This window comes from Novosphingobium kalidii (assembly GCF_040534015.1).
In the GTDB taxonomy this organism is placed as follows: domain Bacteria; phylum Pseudomonadota; class Alphaproteobacteria; order Sphingomonadales; family Sphingomonadaceae; genus Novosphingobium; species Novosphingobium kalidii.
Genome location: NZ_JBEWLY010000022.1, coordinates 13,856 through 29,631 on the forward strand (window position 1 = coordinate 13,856; position 15,776 = coordinate 29,631).

The window sequence follows — 15,776 nt, forward strand, 5'->3', positions numbered from 1 at the left end:
CCTTCGGCCGTCGCGACCAGCACCCCTCGCGTCGCGCCCGCTTCACGCGCGAGCGTTTCGAGCTTCTTCATGACAGCACGGCCTAGGCCCCGTCGCCGGTGCCCGACCTCGGTTTCGATCCGGTCATATACGGCGAACTCGCCGACCTTCACGGCGCGGCCGATGGCCGCCAGCTCCCCGTTCGGATCAAGCACGTTGACGACAGCGAGGGGCAGTGGCTCCGTCACATCGAGCGAATAGCCAGCGGGCAGCGCCTCGGCGCGGCCCATGGTTCCGTTACAGGTCATCATGAAGCCCGGTGGCCGAATGGCCCAGCGCGCAGGCAGCGCCGCTCGCATTGCTGGCGGGGTAGCGCACGCTTTCAAGAGAACCCAAGGTTCAGTGATCTCCCCCGCCAGCTCCCGCATTGCAGACGACAAGCGAGGGAAGACATATCGAACGCGCTGCTCCGGCCATCCAACATCGACACGATAACCGCCATGGTCCTCAATAGGGGGCGATGTTTCACGAGCTAGCGTCCACCCCCGAATCCATATCGCCACTACACTCGGATCGGCCACCAACTCTTCGTCAGCCATGCGCCACCCTTGCGAGCCGCCTAAGCGGCGGTGGCATGTGCCACCGTGGGCTCAGGACGCCAGCGCTCCACCAGCTCGGCCATATCATGACGGTATCCGAAGGCGTCGGCGTAGATCGCGCCGGGGTGAGTGGCGAGGAAGGAAAACACCGTCGCCATATCGGCCGCCACAGCGGAATCCAGGCCAAAAAGATCGGCAATGTCGAAATAGCCCCAATCGTCGCCATTCCACCACGCCAACAGAAAATTCGCAACGCGGCGCGCTTGTCCGGTGTCGGACTTCGCCAAGTCGAAGAGCCGGCCCAAAGCAGGTTCAATTGCGGTGGTCATACGCCTTCGTCCTTCTCATTGTTCGATGTTAGCTCGCGCGCGGTTCGCTCAAAGCGCGCGTAATGGTTGCTCGAGCATTTTTCGACGGCCAGCAAGCGACCGATCTGGCGGACCCATGATCCCATTCCCTCCCAAGCCAGCGGCTTGGGGGCGCGGCGCGGAGAGCGGCGCGCGAACGCCGCTAAGGCGTGGGACATGGGCGGGAACCTCGATGCGGTCGAACAGCTCGAATTGCCGCCAGCTCTGATGCTTGCCGAGCGTCACCGCTCGATCTCCGCGAGCTGGGCGGCAAGCCACGCCTTCTGCTGCCCGATGCCAAGACCCTCCATCGGAACGCGCGCGCGGTCCCCGGCATAGGCGGCGAGCGGCGCGCGGTAGTGCTGGCCGGCGAGAAAGATCAGCTCGCCGGCGAAATCGGGGCCTATCGCCGCGTCGATCTGCGCGGCAACACGCTCGCCCCATGCCGCGCGGCCTTCGGCCCCCAGCTTGGCAAGCGTCGTGTCATACGGGGCAATGGGCGCGTCGGGGTGCAAAAGGCCGTGTTCGGCCGAAAGGATGAACCATTCGCAGCCCGTCGCCTCGACATAGGCGCACGCCTTTCGGAACCAATCGGAACGATAGAGCGCGCGCGCCGGGGCGGGTTCCTCGCCCTTCTGGCTCACGCAAGCGACAAGGTAGACGGCGCGCGGCGCGGGCGGGGACTTGTAGGTTGCAAGGCCCCGCCACGAACCGCGCCCGCTGCGGAACTGGCCGACGACGCTGCCACGGTCCCAATCGCCCGCGAAGATTCCCTTGCGATTGATACCTCCAACGGGCCGGGTGCGGGCGGCGAGAAGGCGCGCGCGGCGCGTGTCACGGTCAAGGCTGCGGAGAGGCTTCATGATCGATCTCCAGGTCGGCGATGTGATCGGCAAGGTGATAGGCGAGAAGCTGGCGGCCGAAGTTGTTCGGAACACTGCGGCGCGGAACCTCGTGGGTGACGGTCGGGCCGCCGAATAGGTCGGGCTGCTGGCCGATGATTTTCGGCGTCGGATAGTAGCGCGGCTCTCGGGTGACGGGATGGCGGGCCATAGGTGCCTCCGGAAAGGCGAGGTGGTGGCACGTGCCACCACCCCAAAGGTTGCGGGGGACGCGGGAGTGAGATTCGCGCCCCCCGTGGCTCATGCCGCTTTGCTTTCGCTGTCGGCGACTTCGGCCATGGCAGTCATGCGGAGCGCCGGGGGCAGGATGCCTCGGCCTGCGAGCCGTTCATTGACGGCAACCGCAAGGTCGGCCCGCTTCATCTTCTGGCAGTTCTCAACGGCACCTTCGCCGCATCCCTCGGCCAACAGCTTGAACAACGTGGCCTTGCTAAGCTGGTCGTAGAACGCCTGATTGGGCTCCCACTTCTCGACCATGTTGATCTGCGCCGCCTCCGCGATCTGCGCCAACTGGTCGTCACGCTCGCTATGGAACGAAAGGCTCGTGATCTGCGAGGCAACACAGTAGGCGAGAAGCCGTAGCTTCGTCTCGGTGTCGATCTCGCGGAAGGTCGCCAGCGTCGGTTCCTCGCCAACGCGCGCAAGGTCCGCTTCTGCCAGTTCGTCGATCTCGCGCATGGACGAATGGGCCATAACCGCTTCGTCGATGTGGAACGGGCTATTCTCGGCCCGGATTTCCGCCGCCTGCTCGAAGCTGAAACCACGCCCCTGAACCTGCGCGAGAAGGCCGTTCAAGAGCACGTCCAGCGCCAATTCCGGGTCGCCCGCTACCGCCTCCCGCACGGCGAGGGTGCGGATAGCGCCAAGCTGGTCCATGACCTTCTGCGAGTAGTCGGGGCGCGGCGGCTTCGGGCCGTCAGCGCCAGCGCTGCCCCTGCTCGAACGGGTGAACGCTACTTGGTCGATACCATCGTAGCCGACAAAGACGATCAGGGTGTGTTCTGCCTTCTGCTCGTCGGTGAACACTTTGAGGCTGCCGAGAATGGCCTTCTGCTTGCGGCCCAGGTCGCGCAGCTCGTCATCGTAAAAGTGCTCGTCGTCCTCGATCTCGCTTTCGCGCTTGGCAATAGCGGCCTCGATCTGCGTCAGCTCGGCGGCTTCGTCCTCGGTCGGCTCGCGTTCGCCTGCCGGTTCAAGATGGGTCCGCATCCAAAAACTGTCAGGCCGGGAAAGCTGCGCCTCGGCATCCCTCCAACCATCCTCGCGCGCCGCCTTGGCGATGGCCTCAAGCCGGTCTTGCAACAGGTCCATGACAAGGCCGGGATCGTCGCAATAGCGCCGCTCGCCGAACAGGTCGGTGGTGAAGGTGCCGCCAGCGGCGAGATAGGCTTCCTCGCCCACGATCTGAAAAGACTTGTCGTCGTCGGCCATTTTCTCCTGCGTCAGCATCGCGCGGATTTGATGGGGGTTGTCGCCGGTGCGCTTGAAAACCTCCAACTGGCGGTCGTGATCGTCGGTCAGCGCAAACGCCTGTGCCGATCCCATGCCGATTTCGTCTTTCTGGAAGGCTTTGAGGATGGTGGGATGCAGCGCCGCCAGCTTCAACACGCGCCGCACATAGGCCGGGGAGACGCCGAACGACGCAGCAACGTCCTCGACCTCTTTGCCGCTGTCGATGATTGCCCGGTAGGCCATAACGGCGTCGGCGGGGTGCATGTCCTCGCGCTGTGCGTTTTCGGCAAGCGAGATTTCCAACGCCTCGTCCTTGCTGCGGACTTCAACGGGAACCTCGAACGTGCCGGGAATGGCCTTCTGCTTCTGCAACAGCTTCAAGGCACGGTAACGCCGTCCACCGGCGCAAATCTTGACCTTCTGGCCCTCTTCGTAGCCGACAAGGTTCTGCAGGACGCCGCGCGCCTGAATATCGGCCGCCATGGCGTCGATAGCCTTCGGCTTCACCTTCCGCATATTGAGTTCGGAAAGGGCGAGCTTGTTCAATGCGATAGTCTGGATGGTCATGGTTTCACTCCTTCTTTGGTCGGCAAGGCCGCCTGCCTGCGGCTGCGGCCCTGCCGCTCCGGCGAGGAGCGGGGTGGGGAGGGGAGAAGGAAAATTGACGGGGTTGGTGCGGGCGCAGCGAAGCGAGCCTCGGCCCTGTCCATTTTCCTTCGGGGAACGCGGGGCGGCGTCCCGGCTGTTCCCCCGGTGGCACGTGCCACCACTGATGACGCGCGGCCGTAGGGCCGCTCCATCAAACTAGCCCTGATCGTCACCCGTATGGGCGGAGACGCCTTTGCGCGGCTCCGTGGAGCCGTGCGGCGCAGCCGCGCGGCGGAATAGAGCGGGTTCCCGGCTCCTACTTCGCGCACGATTCCGGCAACCGGCCACGCTCGATCGCGAGCTGCCGCATCGCCCGATAATCGACGCCCCAAAGTCCGCGGGCCTCCCGCGCTGCGTCTTTCATCAACGCGGCGTAAGCCAACCCTGAATGTTGGCGGTAATCGACGGCATAGCCGTGCCGCACCATCGTCGCCCCGACCGACGCGCCATTTGACCGAAACCGGCACGAAAGATTGAGCCGCCCCCAGCTCGACTTACTGCGCCGGCAGATACCTTCGGCGGCCAACGGCTTGTCCAGAAACTCACTCGTGCAGTCCATCGGCCCGTTCTGTCGCACCAGCTCTTCGAGGTAGAGCCCTGCAGCGGTCTTGAGCATGTCGCCATTCCCGTCGGAATCGGGTGCATCCATGCCGATCAGCCGATAGCGCCGCCCGTCAATGCGGAAGGTGTCACCGTCGACGATCTCGGGGTTTTCGACCTGGAGATTGACCGGCTTCGGCTCGCGTAGCTGCGTCTCGTTGACCAGCATTCCGAAACCCAGGACGACGAGGATCGGCAGGACAATCTTTTGGTGAGTAGGCCATTTTTTGAAGCTACCCATCATCACTTGGCGCGCTCCTTCAAGATGTCGTTCCAGTCCATCGGCGCCGGTGCGGGAGGAAGGATGATTTTCAGCTCGCGGCCGTTGTCGACGAGGTGTTCGCGCGCGGCTTCTATGGCCTCGGCCGCTTCCGGGCCGTGCTGCGAATAGATGACGATTTTCCGGATGCGTTCGGGGATCGCTATGAGGCCATAGCGGCGGATGCCGCCCGCGCCCCACACCTTCAACCGGCCCTCGCTGAGCTGGGTGACGGAAACGGCTTCCTCGAAACCTTCGGCCAGGCGCAGAGTGTCGCCGGTAGGTTGGCCGCCGATACGCATGGCCGCGTTGCGGACCAGGCCGAGCGTAAGCTTCGCCTCGCGAAGCCCGGCATGGTAGCGTTTCTCGCCCGTTGCCGGGTCGAGCAAGATCCGCTGCACGGCGATTATGCCCTCGTCGGTCTCAAAGGGTACGAGAAGCGCCGCGTGTTCCTCGCGATCGTCGGGCGGGCCGACCAGGCAGCGCGGGGCGAAGCGAACCTTGAGGCCGGCGGGGTCGATCGCGCGCGAGCGCAGGTAGCGTTCGGCCGCGGTGCCCGCGATCGGCACGGCGGAATCCCAAATCTGAAGCGCCAGCTTGCGCCGTGAAGGCTCGGCAGGGCGATCGCCGTGCTCGCCGCTGGTGTGGCGATTGATCTTCTGGCTGTTGAGGGCGGCAAGCACTGCCTCTTGCGAGCAGCCGGCCCAGCATTTGAAGAGCACGGCGGAGCGGCCCGGCGTCACCTGGAGTGACGGAGTTCGGTCGTTGTGGGCAGGGCAACAGACCATGCCATACGAGCCGCGCCACTGGCCCTTCATGTCCTGCACGATCTTCCGTGCGCGTGAGTCAACGTCCATCGACATCGAACTTCTTCCGTCTACGTTATCCGGACACCGCGAAATTGCCATACTTCACGGTAGGGCACAACAGCTCGGGATTTTGCCAATAAAAGCGCATGGCCCCACTAGGGCCATTCCTTCTGCCGCTTCCAACTGTGGTTTTGGCTGCGTTTCGGCGGCTGAAAATCGGGGCTTCTTGTAAGATTAAACCCGGAGGTATCTGTGGGCTTCGCTTTTTTGACACCCTTAAATCCGAGCTTCGGTCGGAAGCGACGAAGCCAGGACAGCCACGTCTTGCAGACGATGGTGATGATGTTGGAGAGCCATTTTCCGCGCCATTGCGGGCGGTGGTCGACCTTCACCATGCCGAGCTCCCGGGCCTTGCGCACCGCGTTGCGCACGGTTGTTCGGCCTACGCCGGCACGATCGGCGATCTCCTGCGTCGTGCAGCGGCAAGCACCATAGGCGCGCATGTCGGCCGCGACGATATAGAGCACGGCGCGTTCGCCCTCGGTGAAGTCGTTATAGTCAGCGATCGGGGGCAGGGCGGCGAGGCCGCCAAGGCGGCGCTTGCGCGCCCAGCGGAGCGGATTGCGCTTCCCGCTCGCGGCCTCGGGGCGCGACTGCTCCGATCTCGGCCGCGTCGGGAAGTAACTGTGCGTTGGCGGGAGACGGCGTTCTCGCGCATCCTGCAGCTCGAGGCGGCGTTCCTCGGCCATGCGATGGATGAGCTGCGTTTCGCGGTCGTCCAGCGGGCCGCCGGCGAGCTGCGACAATTGGCTGTGCAACAGCCGGAGGAAATCGTTGACCTGGGTTGCGCTGGTGAGGCGGGAAAGCGATCGCAGAAGATCTACGACGCGATCGGCGCTCGACGGGCGCGCGCCGCGGCTAGGCGCGAGCTGCGCCGCCGCGGCATGCCCGCCGCGCGCTAGCGCGGCGCCTATGGAAACACTCATCTTAAGGCCCTCCCTCGGTGGGCCTCGCGAAGCCAAGCGCCGTCGTTCTCAAAAGCGATGCTTTTGAGTTGACTTTCGCTGTCGAACCGCTGATAGAGGGAGCCGACCAAAGCTCGCCCTCTTACAGTGGCACGATCAGCCCTCGCCTAGCCCGCGAGGGTTTTTCGTTTCTGCCATCTCCGGGCTAGCCCTCCCGAATCAGACAGAGATTTTCGCCGAATCCGTTGCCGGATTCGGTCGCAACTAGTGCGGTAAGATTCCCAGCATTGCAAGAATAAGCGTGCATGCACGCTATAAACGGCTGAATTCAGCCGGCTGCTTCTCGCTGGTAGTGGCGCAGATAGTCGGGATACTCGATCCCGCGCGAGCGCAAGAGATTGATCGAGGCTTCCTCGAGCAACGCGGCAACGCTGGTCTGCTCAACGTCGGCAAGAGATTTGATCTTCTGCGCCAGTTCGGGCTTCACTGCCGAAACGAGGTTGCGCGTGTTAGCACGGCTCGGGCGCCGCCTGGGGAGCGGCACCGGCAGGAGAGGATCTTCTTGGCGCTTCGGGCGGGGCATAATCTCGTGGGGTTTGATGATTTTGCGGTGGAATCTAGCAGGGTGCTCGGGCGGCTCCAAGGTGAAAACGTGCGTGCACCTTTATGTTTCCGCCGCGACTGGCGTATGACGTTCATCTGGAAATAGGGATAAATCACGATGCTACCAAAGGATGTGACCGAACATGAGCCGATCTACGAGAAGGAACTGACAACGCGGCGTCCGGCAGGCGGTCAAATCCTCGCGGTGGCAATTGTTCAGCTCGACACGAGCGAATGGATCATCAACGTACAAGTGTCGTGGAAAGGCAGTAAATGGCTGGATGTCTGCCTTTGGGAGCGCCGAACACTTAAGCGTTACAAGCGACTTAACCGGGCGGTTCGGCATGTGATCCTCGACTACGGGTATGACGAGGGACACATAACTGTCATCCCCAACAAGGCCGGAAAAAGCGAGAGCGCCTTCTAAGGGGGGTGACATTCTCCTGCGCCGTGATATTTTGCATTATCGCGGTGACTAGGGAGAATGCGCATGAAGCCTTTCCATCTCGCTTTCGCCGGCGCTCTCGCGGGGGCGTCAGTCCTGTCGGCGCCCCCGGCGTTTGCCGACGACAACACCTGGGCTTGCGAGGTCGTTCTGTGCCTCTCCAACCCAGGCGGCCCGACGCAGTATTCAGCGTGCGTCCCGCCGATCACGAAACTCTGGCGGACATTGGCGTTCGGCGGCGGCTTCCCGACCTGCACGGGTTCAGGCATCCGCGACACCGATTACGACGAGGCGGATGACGGCCGCCCGGCACGGCTGACGGTCCAATGGTCTGACGGCCGCCGCCAGACATTCTATCAAGGCCGCACGCTAACCGCGCCGACCATTCCCGGCCAGCCTCCCGAATGGAAGGTGCCGCGAAACGTCGAACTCCAGTAGTCCGGGGCGGGGGTCGTGTTTCTCGAGACAGGGGCAGTGCTATCGCTGGCGGCGCAATGCGCCCCCGCGGTGGCGCCACACACGATTGCCGCGATCGTCCAAGCGGAATCGAGCAATTATCTCTATGCAGTCAATGTGAACGGACTGGCGCGGCAACCGCGCCGTCCGCGTAGCGAAGCCGAAGCCATCGCCACGGCGAAAGCCTATGTGGAGCGCGGCCATTCGGTGGACATGGGCCTAGGCCAGATCAATTCGAAAAACATGCGTTGGCTTGGGCTGACGTGGGACACCGTGTTCGAGCCCTGCGTGAATGTCGAGGCGGCCGGCCGCGTGCTGCTGACGAATTTTCGCTCGGTGAGAGACGGCCGCACGCCGCAACAGGCGCTGCGGGTCGCGCTCAGCATGTATAACACCGGCTCACAATCGCGAGGCTTCCGCAACGGCTACGTCGCCCGCGTGGAACTTGCGGGCCGCAGGGTGAGCGGCCTGCCGACAACCGGCATTCCGACGCTCGTTGCGCTTAGCGCGCCTCCAGAAGCCGGCGAGGGTTCGGCCTCGGCCGAACTGAATCCCGAGCAGATCGCAGCGGAGAATACGGTGGCACCGGCGCCACCGCCGCCTGCGTGGGATGTGTTCGCGCGGACGGCGTTCGTCCGCGCAAACCCGTAGTCAATCGAAAGGAGCGTTTGTCATGTTGGAGAAGTTGAAGATCCGGGCGGAAAGGCAGCTCAACGCGTTGCTCGCCGCCATGAGGCCGTCGCCGGAAATGGCGCGGGCGCTGCCGTTGGCGCTGCTGGCCAGCATGGTCGTTGCGGAACCGGCCTACGCTCAGAATTTCGAGGGCCTGGCCGATAACATTCTCGGCCTGCTGTCGAATGGCCTGCTGCGGACGCTGGCGATCATCGCCTTAATCGTCGTGGGCGCGCTGTGGCTGACAGGCCGGGCGTCCGTCCAGATGTTCGTCACGGTTCTCATCGGCATCGTCATCATGTTCTCGGCGCCCTGGATCGTCGATACGGTCATAGGTTGACGCGCGATGGACGGTCCGGAGCCAATCGCCAAAGACCCGCTGTTCTTGGCCGTCACACGCCCCGCGATGTGGGCGGGGGTTCCCATGGAGGCCGGCGGCCTCATCATCCTGACGGGCGCTATCACGCTCGTTGGGACGGGGAACCCCCTCTACGGCCTCGCGGCGTCGATCGTGCTCTACGCAATCGCGCGCCTCGTGGTGCGCCATGACGTGAATGCCTTCCGGCTGCTGTTCATGTGGGGCCGCACGAAGGCCGCCAATCGAAACAGGGTCTTTTGGGGCGGGTCCAGTTACACGCCGCTTCCGCTCTACGGCCTCAAGAGAAAAGGATTCGCGCGGAATGTTCGGTAAGAGCGCGCTCGCGGAAAAAGTGCCGCTGGACAAGGCCAAGCGCGAAGAGCTTCCGGAGAAGTTCTTGCCGTATTCGCGGCACGTGGATGAGCACGTGATTGCGCTCGATAACGGCGATTTGATGCTGATGCTCGAAGTCGATGGCCGGGCCTTCGAGACTTCGGGCGTTCGCGATCTGAATGACTGGCACACCAAGCTCAACGGAGTGTGGCGCAACATTCACGATGAGCGGGTGTCGGTTTGGACGCACCTCCTGCGAATGCGCGTGCGCGACTATCCGGGCGGTACGTTCCGCTCGCATTTTGCGGCCGAGCTGGACCGCAAATATTATGAGCGGATGACCGGCGAGCGGATGTTCCGCAACCGCTTCTTTTTGACGGTCGTGGTTCGGCCGAACGTACACGCCGGCGACAAGCTGCTGTCCTTCCTGCGCAAGAAGGATGCGGACCCGAATGTAAGCATCAGCGAAGCGCTCGAACTGCTCGAGGACAAGGTTCGCGATCTGGAAAAGCTGCTGGTCCGTGTTCGGCCGCGGCGGCTTGGGCTCTACGATTTCCGCGGCCTGCTCTTCTCGGAGCCGATGGAAATCATGAACCAAGTGCTGACGGGGCGCTATCGGCGGTGCCCGCTCGTGCGGGGGCACTTGGGCTCGGCCCTCTATGCAAGCCGGGCGGTTATCGGTGCCGAAACATTCGAGGTTCGCGACGCGGACTATTCGACCTTCGGCGGGATCTTCGGCATTCGCGAGTATCCCGCCAGCACGACGCCCCGCCAGTTTGAATCGTTGCTGTCGGTCGATTTCAGCTTCGCCATCACGCAATCGTTCACGTTTCTCTCGCGGGCGAGTGCGACCGAAAAGTTCCGACTGCGCATGACGCAGATGGAGAACGCCGGCGATCGCGCGATAAGCCAGCACGACGAGCTGATAGACGCGGCCGACGATCTGCAGTCGAACCGCTTCGTCCTGGGCGATCATCATTTCACGCTGACGGTGTTCGGCGATGATCTGCGAAAGCTGCGCGACAATATGTCCGTCGCGCGCGCCGCATTGGCCGATACCGGTATGGTTGCGGCTCGCGAGGGCGCGGCTCTGGAAGCGGCCTATTGGTCGCAGCTCGTCGGCAATTTTGCGTGGCGGGCGCGGCCCGCGCCGATCACGTCGCGCAATTTCGCCGCCTTCGCGCCGTTTCACACGTTCCCGGCAGGCCACGAAGATGGCAACCATTGGGGGCCTGCGGTCGCGCTGCTCAAGACGAGTGCCCGGAGCCCCTACTATTTCAATTTCCACAACGGCGATCTGGGCCACACGATGGTCATTGGCCCTTCGGGTGGCGGCAAGACGGTCCTCGTCAATTTCCTGATGGCGCAGCTCGAGAAGTTCAACGCGCGGCACATCTTCATCGACAAGGACCAGGGCGCGGAGATTTTCGTTCGCGCCAGCGGCGGAACCTATCTCGCGCTTCGCAACGGCGAGCCGACGGGTTTCGCGCCGCTCAAGGCGCTGGACAACACGGCGGAGCATCGGGCGTTTCTCGGCCGTTTCGTCCGCCAGCTCGTGAAGCAAGAGGGCGCGCCGATCACGGTTCAGGAATCGCACCTGATAGACGACGGCATAGACTCGGTGATGAAGCTGCCGCGCGAGCAACGCTCGCTGTCGGCTCTGCGAACGATGCTCGGCATGTCGGATTCGGGCGGTGTCGGCGCGCGCCTGGTCAAGTGGACCTCCGAAGGCTCGCTAGGCTGGGTGTTCGACAATCCGGAAGATTCCATGTCGCTCGAAGGCCGCTTCATGGGCTTCGATATGACGGATTTCCTCGAAAATGCGGAGATCCGCACGCCGGTCATGCTCTACCTGTTCGAGCGCATCGACGCCCTGCTGACCGGCGAACGCATGGTCATCGCGATCGACGAATTCTGGAAGGCGCTGGCGGACCCGGCGTTCACCGCCTTCGCGCAGGACGGTCTCAAGACCTATCGGAAGCGAAATGCGCTGCTCGTGTTCGCAACGCAGTCGCCGGCCGATGCGCTGCGCTCCACGATCAGCCATTCCATCCTTGAGCAAGTCGCGACGAAGATATTGCTCCCCAACCCGTTCGGGCAGCGCCGCGATTACGTCGAGGGGTTCTCGCTGTCGGAAGCGGAATTCAAGCTGGTCCGCGAAGAGCTCTCGCCGGAGAGCCGCAAATTTCTCGTCAAGCAGGGGCATGATTCCGTCGTTGTCGCGCTCGATCTGAACGGTCTCGACAACGAATTGGCCGTGCTGTCGGGCCGCGCGGAAACGACCGCGGTTGCCCGCGAAGTGATTGCCGAAGTCGGCAATGAACCGAGAGTCTGGTTGCCGGAATTCCACCGACGCCGGCGCTCAAGCTGAAGGAGTGAGACGATGAAGCGAACAATCGCTGTGGCCGTATCAGCCTTGGCCTTGTCGGTGTCGGCGCCGGCAGTGGCCCAAGGCATTCCGGTTTACGATAATGCGGCGCTGCTGAAGCATATTCAGCAAATCCAGAACACCATGCAGATGATCGAGCAGGGCCGCGAGCAGATTGCCGAGGCCCAAAGGCTCTACAACGACCTCAACAAGCTGACCGACATTTCCTCGATCGCGGACCAGCTCAAGACGGACTCGCTGCGCACGCTCGGCGTCGACGTGAACTCGCTCGAGCAAATGGCGCGCGGCGATTTTGGAGCGGGCAATTCCGGATACGGCGCGCGCTCGAACGCGGTCTACCAGGATCTGATGGAAAGGCTGGGTGTGGTGCCCGACGGCGCGCGAGGCGGCGCTGAGCAGAACGCGCGAATGATCGCAATGGACAAGGCGATGGCGCAAGGCATGGGCGAAGCTGCCATGTCGCGCGGCGAGGGCCTGGATGAGTTGCGCGCGCGACTGGCGACGGCGTCGACCGCCAAGGAAGTCGCTGATCTCCAAGCGCGCATTCAGCTCGAAACGGCCTCCATGATGAACGACCAACTGCGCGTTGAGGCTATGGAACGCGCCCGCAAGGCCGAAGCCAGCGCACGATTGGCTGAAACCTTAGCTGAATCGTCGCGCGCCCTGGAAGATCGGCGCGCACGCGCCGCAGCGGCGGCGGAGGGGCAATGAAGATGAACAAGAGAATACTCGTCGGCGCCGCGATCGCAGCCAGCTCGTTAGCTGGCTGCGATCGCACGCCTGAGTTTCCCGAAGTCCTGATGACTTACCGAGACACCGATTGGCTTAAGGCCAACGAAGATCGGATTCCCGAGATCGTGGCCGAGTGCGACGAGATCATGAACAGTGAGCTTCGTCGCGACGATCTGCCGATTCCGGTTTGGCGAAATTGCGGAAGCATCAAATCGAACATCGCATCCATCGAACGATCGCGCGCTTTGGAAGAGCGCCGCGCACGCGCCGCAGCGGCGGCGAGGGGGCAGTGACAACAACGTCTGCCAATTGCGGCGGCTAAGGCGAAACGCGGGGACCTTCGGTGGAATACGATCTATTCACGAACGCCTATCAAGGCTTTGTCGGCGAGCTCAATTCGTCGGTCATATCGAACTACGCTGCGTTCGTAGGATGGATCTCCGGCCCGCTCCGCACGGGCATGATAATCTACATCATTCTCCTGGGGGGCGCGATTCTGCGTGGCGCGGTCCAGTATCCGTTCCGCGAATACGTCTATCGCGCCCTGATGCTCGCCGCAGTCTATTGGGCGGTCACGTCGCTCTACGGCGGCACGATCGCCAATATGATTGTGACGGGTCTGCCGAACGAATTTGCGGGCATCATCAGCGGTTCCCCCGATGGTGTGGGCGGCTCCTTCGATCAAATGTGGGCAAGGGTCGATGAAGCGCTCGCGGCTATGCAACAAGCAACCAACGAATATGTCCAAGAGAACGTAACGTTCATGGACATGCCCGGCGCCGCAGCCGCGATTCTGCAGGCCATCGGCGCGACAGTGATTATCTTGCTGACGGCCATTGCCGCGCTGTTCGCGCTGGCTGTTGGCTTCGTCATAGTGCTCTACGCGCTGTTCGCGCTAGCCGTCCTCGCGGTCGTCGGGCCGATCTTTGTCGCCGCGCTGCTCTTCGATTCTACGAGAAGCTATTTCTTCTCGTGGCTCGGCACGGTCGTCAATTATCTGATGCTCTCGCTGTTCGCTCTCTTGCTGGTTTTGGTAGTCTCCAATGTCGCAGCTTCTGCGACTGCGACGTTCGACGGCGATTTCAACAACATTTGGACCACCTGCATCCGCATCATCGCCTTCTACGTCCTCGCTGCGTTCTTCTTCTTCCAGATACCGGGGATTGCAGCCTCTCTCGGCGGCGGCAGCGCGGCGATGGTTTCGCAATTCGCCAGCGCCATCAATCCTGTTCAATCGGCCGCCGCGCGGCGTGCCGCTCAAACGAGCGGTAGCAGCGGCGGCTTCTCTTGGGGACGCGCCTACGGCGGCGCACGGGCGGCCTATGGCCGCTGGCGGGGGAACACAATCAGTCGAGCTTAAGGGGTTTGCATATGCGCAAGATGATCGGACTCGGACTCTGCCTGGCGCTGGCGGCATGCGTAACGCCGCCGGTCGAGGAACCAACGAAGTGCAAGGGGGAATTGCGGCCCGCCAATCCCTACGGCGTCACGTTGCCGTCGCTGCCGAGCGCGCGCAGCGAACCGTCGTCGCAAGGATCGGGGCCGCCGGCGCAAGTCGATGTGTTCCCGCCTGATCGGGGGGCAGAGGGAGCCGCCGCGCCCGGCGATGAACAATCGGACGCCTCGGGGCAAATCGAGGTTCCTCGGCTGAGCGCCGCGCTGCGCCAGCCCATTCTCTCGAACTGTTGAGGTTGGACGATGGCTGTTGGTGTCCCCAAGGATGAGCTGAAAACCTATTTCGCTGATGCTGCGAGCTGGGAGCAGGATCGGCTAAGATCGGCCGAACGCTCCAAGAAGCTCGCGTGGGCCGTAGCAGGTGTCGCCGGCGCGCTCGCCGTGGCCGGCGTGGCGGCGGTGGCCATGCTCACGCCGCTCAAGACGGTCCAGCCCTACGTCATCAGCGTCGACCGCAACACGGGCCAGGCGGAGATTACCGCTGGCCTTCATGGTGATGCCTCGATCACCTATGACGAGGCGGTCGCGAAGTATTTCCTCGCAACCTATGTTCGCTATCGCGAAGGTTGGATCGGAGCCGCGCGGCAAGAATACTTCGACAATGTCATGGTCATGTCGGCGCGCCCCGAACAAGAGCGCTGGACGCAATATTTCAAGACGGACAATCCGCTAAGCCCGCAAAATGTGCTGGCCGATCGGACGGACGTGTTCGTGGAAATCAAGCGCATTTCATTCCTCGGCGACAATGTTGCCCAGGTCTATTTCACGAAGGAAGCCCGCGCGGGGACAACTTCGACGACAACGGATGCCGTTGCGACGATCAAATACAGCGTAGGCGGAACGCCAAGCGAAGAGGCCGACCGCTTCAAAAATCCGCTCGGCTACAAAGTCGAAAGCTACCGCTCGGACGTGGAGGTTCCAGAATCATGATCCGCAAGTTTGTCGCGCGCGGGGTGCTGGCCGCCGCGCTCGCCGGTGTTTCAGCGCCGGCCTTCGCCGAGGACATTCCCAACCCGACGCAGCATGATCCGCGCATTCGGGAGGCGGTCTATAACGAAGCGCAGGTGTTCGAAATTCCGGGGGTGTTCCGGATCGCGACGGAGATCCGTTTCTCCGATGGCGAAACCGTCGAGCACGTCGCCCTTGGAGATAGCGTGTCGTGGGAAGTGGCGCCGGCGGCTAGCTCGCTGTTCGTCAAGCCGCGCGAGAGGGCGGGCGCGACGAACCTCACGGTAATTACGCGATCGCGTTACGGCCCGCGCACCTATCGTTTCGCGCTCACCCCGACGCACCGGGGGACGGGGTTCTTCACGGTCATCTTCCGCTACCCCGAACAAGAAGCAGCGGAGCGGCGCGCAATGGAAGCCTCGGCGCAGCTCGCCGCGCTCGAGGCGGCGGAGCGGGGACTGGTGAAAAGCGCGCTCGACATTGGCGTGCTCGAAGGGTCGCGAAACACCAACTACGTGGTCCAGGGCTCGACGGCGATTCAGCCGTCCGAAGTCTCGGACAATGGGCAGTTCACGGTGATGCGGTTCCCGAACCAACGGGAGCTGCCAGCGGTCTTCGTCGTCAATCCGGACGGATCGGAGGGCGTCGCGTCATTCGACGTTCGCGACGAATACGTGGTGCTGCACGGAATCTACAGAACGATCCGGCTGCGCCGCGGTCTCGAAGTGCTCTGCATCCATAATCAGTCGCCCAACTACTACGGGCGGGACCCGAAAACCGACACAGCTTCCGAGCTGGTCGAGCGCACCACCGCGACGGAGTAAG

General features: G+C 63.1%; 21 protein-coding genes. 12 read left to right on the top strand and 9 right to left on the bottom strand.

Annotation, left to right across the window (positions count from 1 at the left end):
* The 9 genes from ABVV53_RS13645 to ABVV53_RS13685 form a co-directional block, all read right to left on the bottom strand.
* A partial coding sequence (locus ABVV53_RS13645; RefSeq protein WP_353984974.1) for a GNAT family N-acetyltransferase occupies positions 1 to 287 on the bottom strand: 287 nt, incomplete at its 3' end.
* 311 nt (positions 288 to 598) lie between these two features.
* On the bottom strand, positions 599 to 907 hold the full coding sequence (locus ABVV53_RS13650) for a DUF7673 family protein (protein ID WP_353984975.1): 309 nt from the start codon (positions 905 to 907) through the stop codon (positions 599 to 601).
* Positions 908 to 1,167: 260 nt separating this feature from the next.
* The gene (locus ABVV53_RS13655) at positions 1,168 to 1,788 is read right to left on the bottom strand and encodes a DUF6884 domain-containing protein (RefSeq protein ID WP_353984976.1); all 621 of its coding nucleotides are present in this window, start codon (positions 1,786 to 1,788) and stop codon (positions 1,168 to 1,170) included.
* Positions 1,766 to 1,978: a hypothetical protein gene (locus tag ABVV53_RS13660; RefSeq protein ID WP_353984977.1), complete on the bottom strand. Its 213-nt coding sequence runs from the start codon at positions 1,976 to 1,978 to the stop codon at positions 1,766 to 1,768. The genes ABVV53_RS13655 and ABVV53_RS13660 overlap by 23 nt, the downstream gene beginning before the upstream one ends.
* Before the next feature lie 89 nt (positions 1,979 to 2,067).
* Positions 2,068 to 3,846: a ParB/RepB/Spo0J family partition protein gene (locus tag ABVV53_RS13665; protein ID WP_353984978.1), complete on the bottom strand. Its 1,779-nt coding sequence runs from the start codon at positions 3,844 to 3,846 to the stop codon at positions 2,068 to 2,070.
* Positions 3,847 to 4,183: 337 nt separating this feature from the next.
* The gene (locus tag ABVV53_RS13670; RefSeq protein ID WP_353984979.1) at positions 4,184 to 4,696 is read right to left on the bottom strand and encodes a thermonuclease family protein; all 513 of its coding nucleotides are present in this window, start codon (positions 4,694 to 4,696) and stop codon (positions 4,184 to 4,186) included.
* A gap of 74 nt (positions 4,697 to 4,770) precedes the next feature.
* Complete coding sequence (locus ABVV53_RS13675) at positions 4,771 to 5,469, bottom strand: DUF7146 domain-containing protein (RefSeq protein ID WP_353984980.1); 699 nt, start codon at positions 5,467 to 5,469, stop codon at positions 4,771 to 4,773.
* 281 nt (positions 5,470 to 5,750) lie between these two features.
* Positions 5,751 to 6,401, bottom strand: coding sequence for a hypothetical protein (locus ABVV53_RS13680; protein ID WP_353984981.1), 651 nt, complete (start codon positions 6,399 to 6,401; stop codon positions 5,751 to 5,753).
* Positions 6,402 to 6,888: 487 nt separating this feature from the next.
* The gene (locus ABVV53_RS13685) at positions 6,889 to 7,143 is read right to left on the bottom strand and encodes a hypothetical protein (protein ID WP_353984982.1); all 255 of its coding nucleotides are present in this window, start codon (positions 7,141 to 7,143) and stop codon (positions 6,889 to 6,891) included.
* Between the two features lie 138 nt (positions 7,144 to 7,281).
* Between ABVV53_RS13685 and ABVV53_RS13690 the strand changes: the two genes are divergently transcribed.
* The 12 genes from ABVV53_RS13690 to ABVV53_RS13745 all read left to right on the top strand — a co-directional run bounded on the left by ABVV53_RS13690 (position 7,282) and on the right by ABVV53_RS13745 (position 15,775).
* Positions 7,282 to 7,590, top strand: coding sequence for a hypothetical protein (locus ABVV53_RS13690; protein ID WP_353984983.1), 309 nt, complete (start codon positions 7,282 to 7,284; stop codon positions 7,588 to 7,590).
* 63 nt (positions 7,591 to 7,653) lie between these two features.
* Complete coding sequence (locus tag ABVV53_RS13695; protein ID WP_353984984.1) at positions 7,654 to 8,046, top strand: hypothetical protein; 393 nt, start codon at positions 7,654 to 7,656, stop codon at positions 8,044 to 8,046.
* Positions 8,047 to 8,082: 36 nt separating this feature from the next.
* Positions 8,083 to 8,715 carry a lytic transglycosylase domain-containing protein gene (locus ABVV53_RS13700; RefSeq protein ID WP_353985019.1) on the top strand — a complete coding sequence of 211 codons (633 nt, stop codon included), beginning with the start codon at positions 8,083 to 8,085 and terminating at the stop codon, positions 8,713 to 8,715.
* Positions 8,716 to 8,737: 22 nt separating this feature from the next.
* Positions 8,738 to 9,076, top strand: a complete 339-nt coding sequence (locus ABVV53_RS13705) for a TrbC/VirB2 family protein (RefSeq protein WP_353984985.1) — start codon at positions 8,738 to 8,740, stop codon at positions 9,074 to 9,076.
* 6 nt (positions 9,077 to 9,082) lie between these two features.
* Positions 9,083 to 9,427, top strand: coding sequence for a VirB3 family type IV secretion system protein (locus ABVV53_RS13710; protein WP_353984986.1), 345 nt, complete (start codon positions 9,083 to 9,085; stop codon positions 9,425 to 9,427).
* Entirely contained in the window at positions 9,417 to 11,798 is a 2,382-nt protein-coding gene (locus tag ABVV53_RS13715; protein ID WP_353984987.1) for a VirB4 family type IV secretion/conjugal transfer ATPase, read from the top strand. Before ABVV53_RS13710 ends, ABVV53_RS13715 begins: the two co-directional genes overlap by 11 nt.
* Positions 11,799 to 11,810: 12 nt before the next feature.
* On the top strand, positions 11,811 to 12,527 hold the full coding sequence (locus ABVV53_RS13720) for a type IV secretion system protein (protein WP_353984988.1): 717 nt from the start codon (positions 11,811 to 11,813) through the stop codon (positions 12,525 to 12,527).
* A 2-nt stretch (positions 12,528 to 12,529) separates the two neighbouring features.
* Positions 12,530 to 12,841, top strand: a complete 312-nt coding sequence (locus tag ABVV53_RS13725; protein ID WP_353984989.1) for a hypothetical protein — start codon at positions 12,530 to 12,532, stop codon at positions 12,839 to 12,841.
* Between the two features lie 50 nt (positions 12,842 to 12,891).
* Positions 12,892 to 13,908, top strand: a complete 1,017-nt coding sequence (locus tag ABVV53_RS13730) for a TrbL/VirB6 family protein (RefSeq protein ID WP_353984990.1) — start codon at positions 12,892 to 12,894, stop codon at positions 13,906 to 13,908.
* Positions 13,909 to 13,919: 11 nt separating this feature from the next.
* Complete coding sequence (locus ABVV53_RS13735; RefSeq protein WP_353984991.1) at positions 13,920 to 14,237, top strand: hypothetical protein; 318 nt, start codon at positions 13,920 to 13,922, stop codon at positions 14,235 to 14,237.
* Between the two features lie 9 nt (positions 14,238 to 14,246).
* Positions 14,247 to 14,933: a VirB8 family type IV secretion system protein gene (locus ABVV53_RS13740; protein WP_353984992.1), complete on the top strand. Its 687-nt coding sequence runs from the start codon at positions 14,247 to 14,249 to the stop codon at positions 14,931 to 14,933.
* Positions 14,930 to 15,775 carry a TrbG/VirB9 family P-type conjugative transfer protein gene (locus tag ABVV53_RS13745; RefSeq protein WP_353984993.1) on the top strand — a complete coding sequence of 282 codons (846 nt, stop codon included), beginning with the start codon at positions 14,930 to 14,932 and terminating at the stop codon, positions 15,773 to 15,775. The genes ABVV53_RS13740 and ABVV53_RS13745 overlap by 4 nt, the downstream gene beginning before the upstream one ends.
* Position 15,776 lies beyond the last annotated feature (1 nt).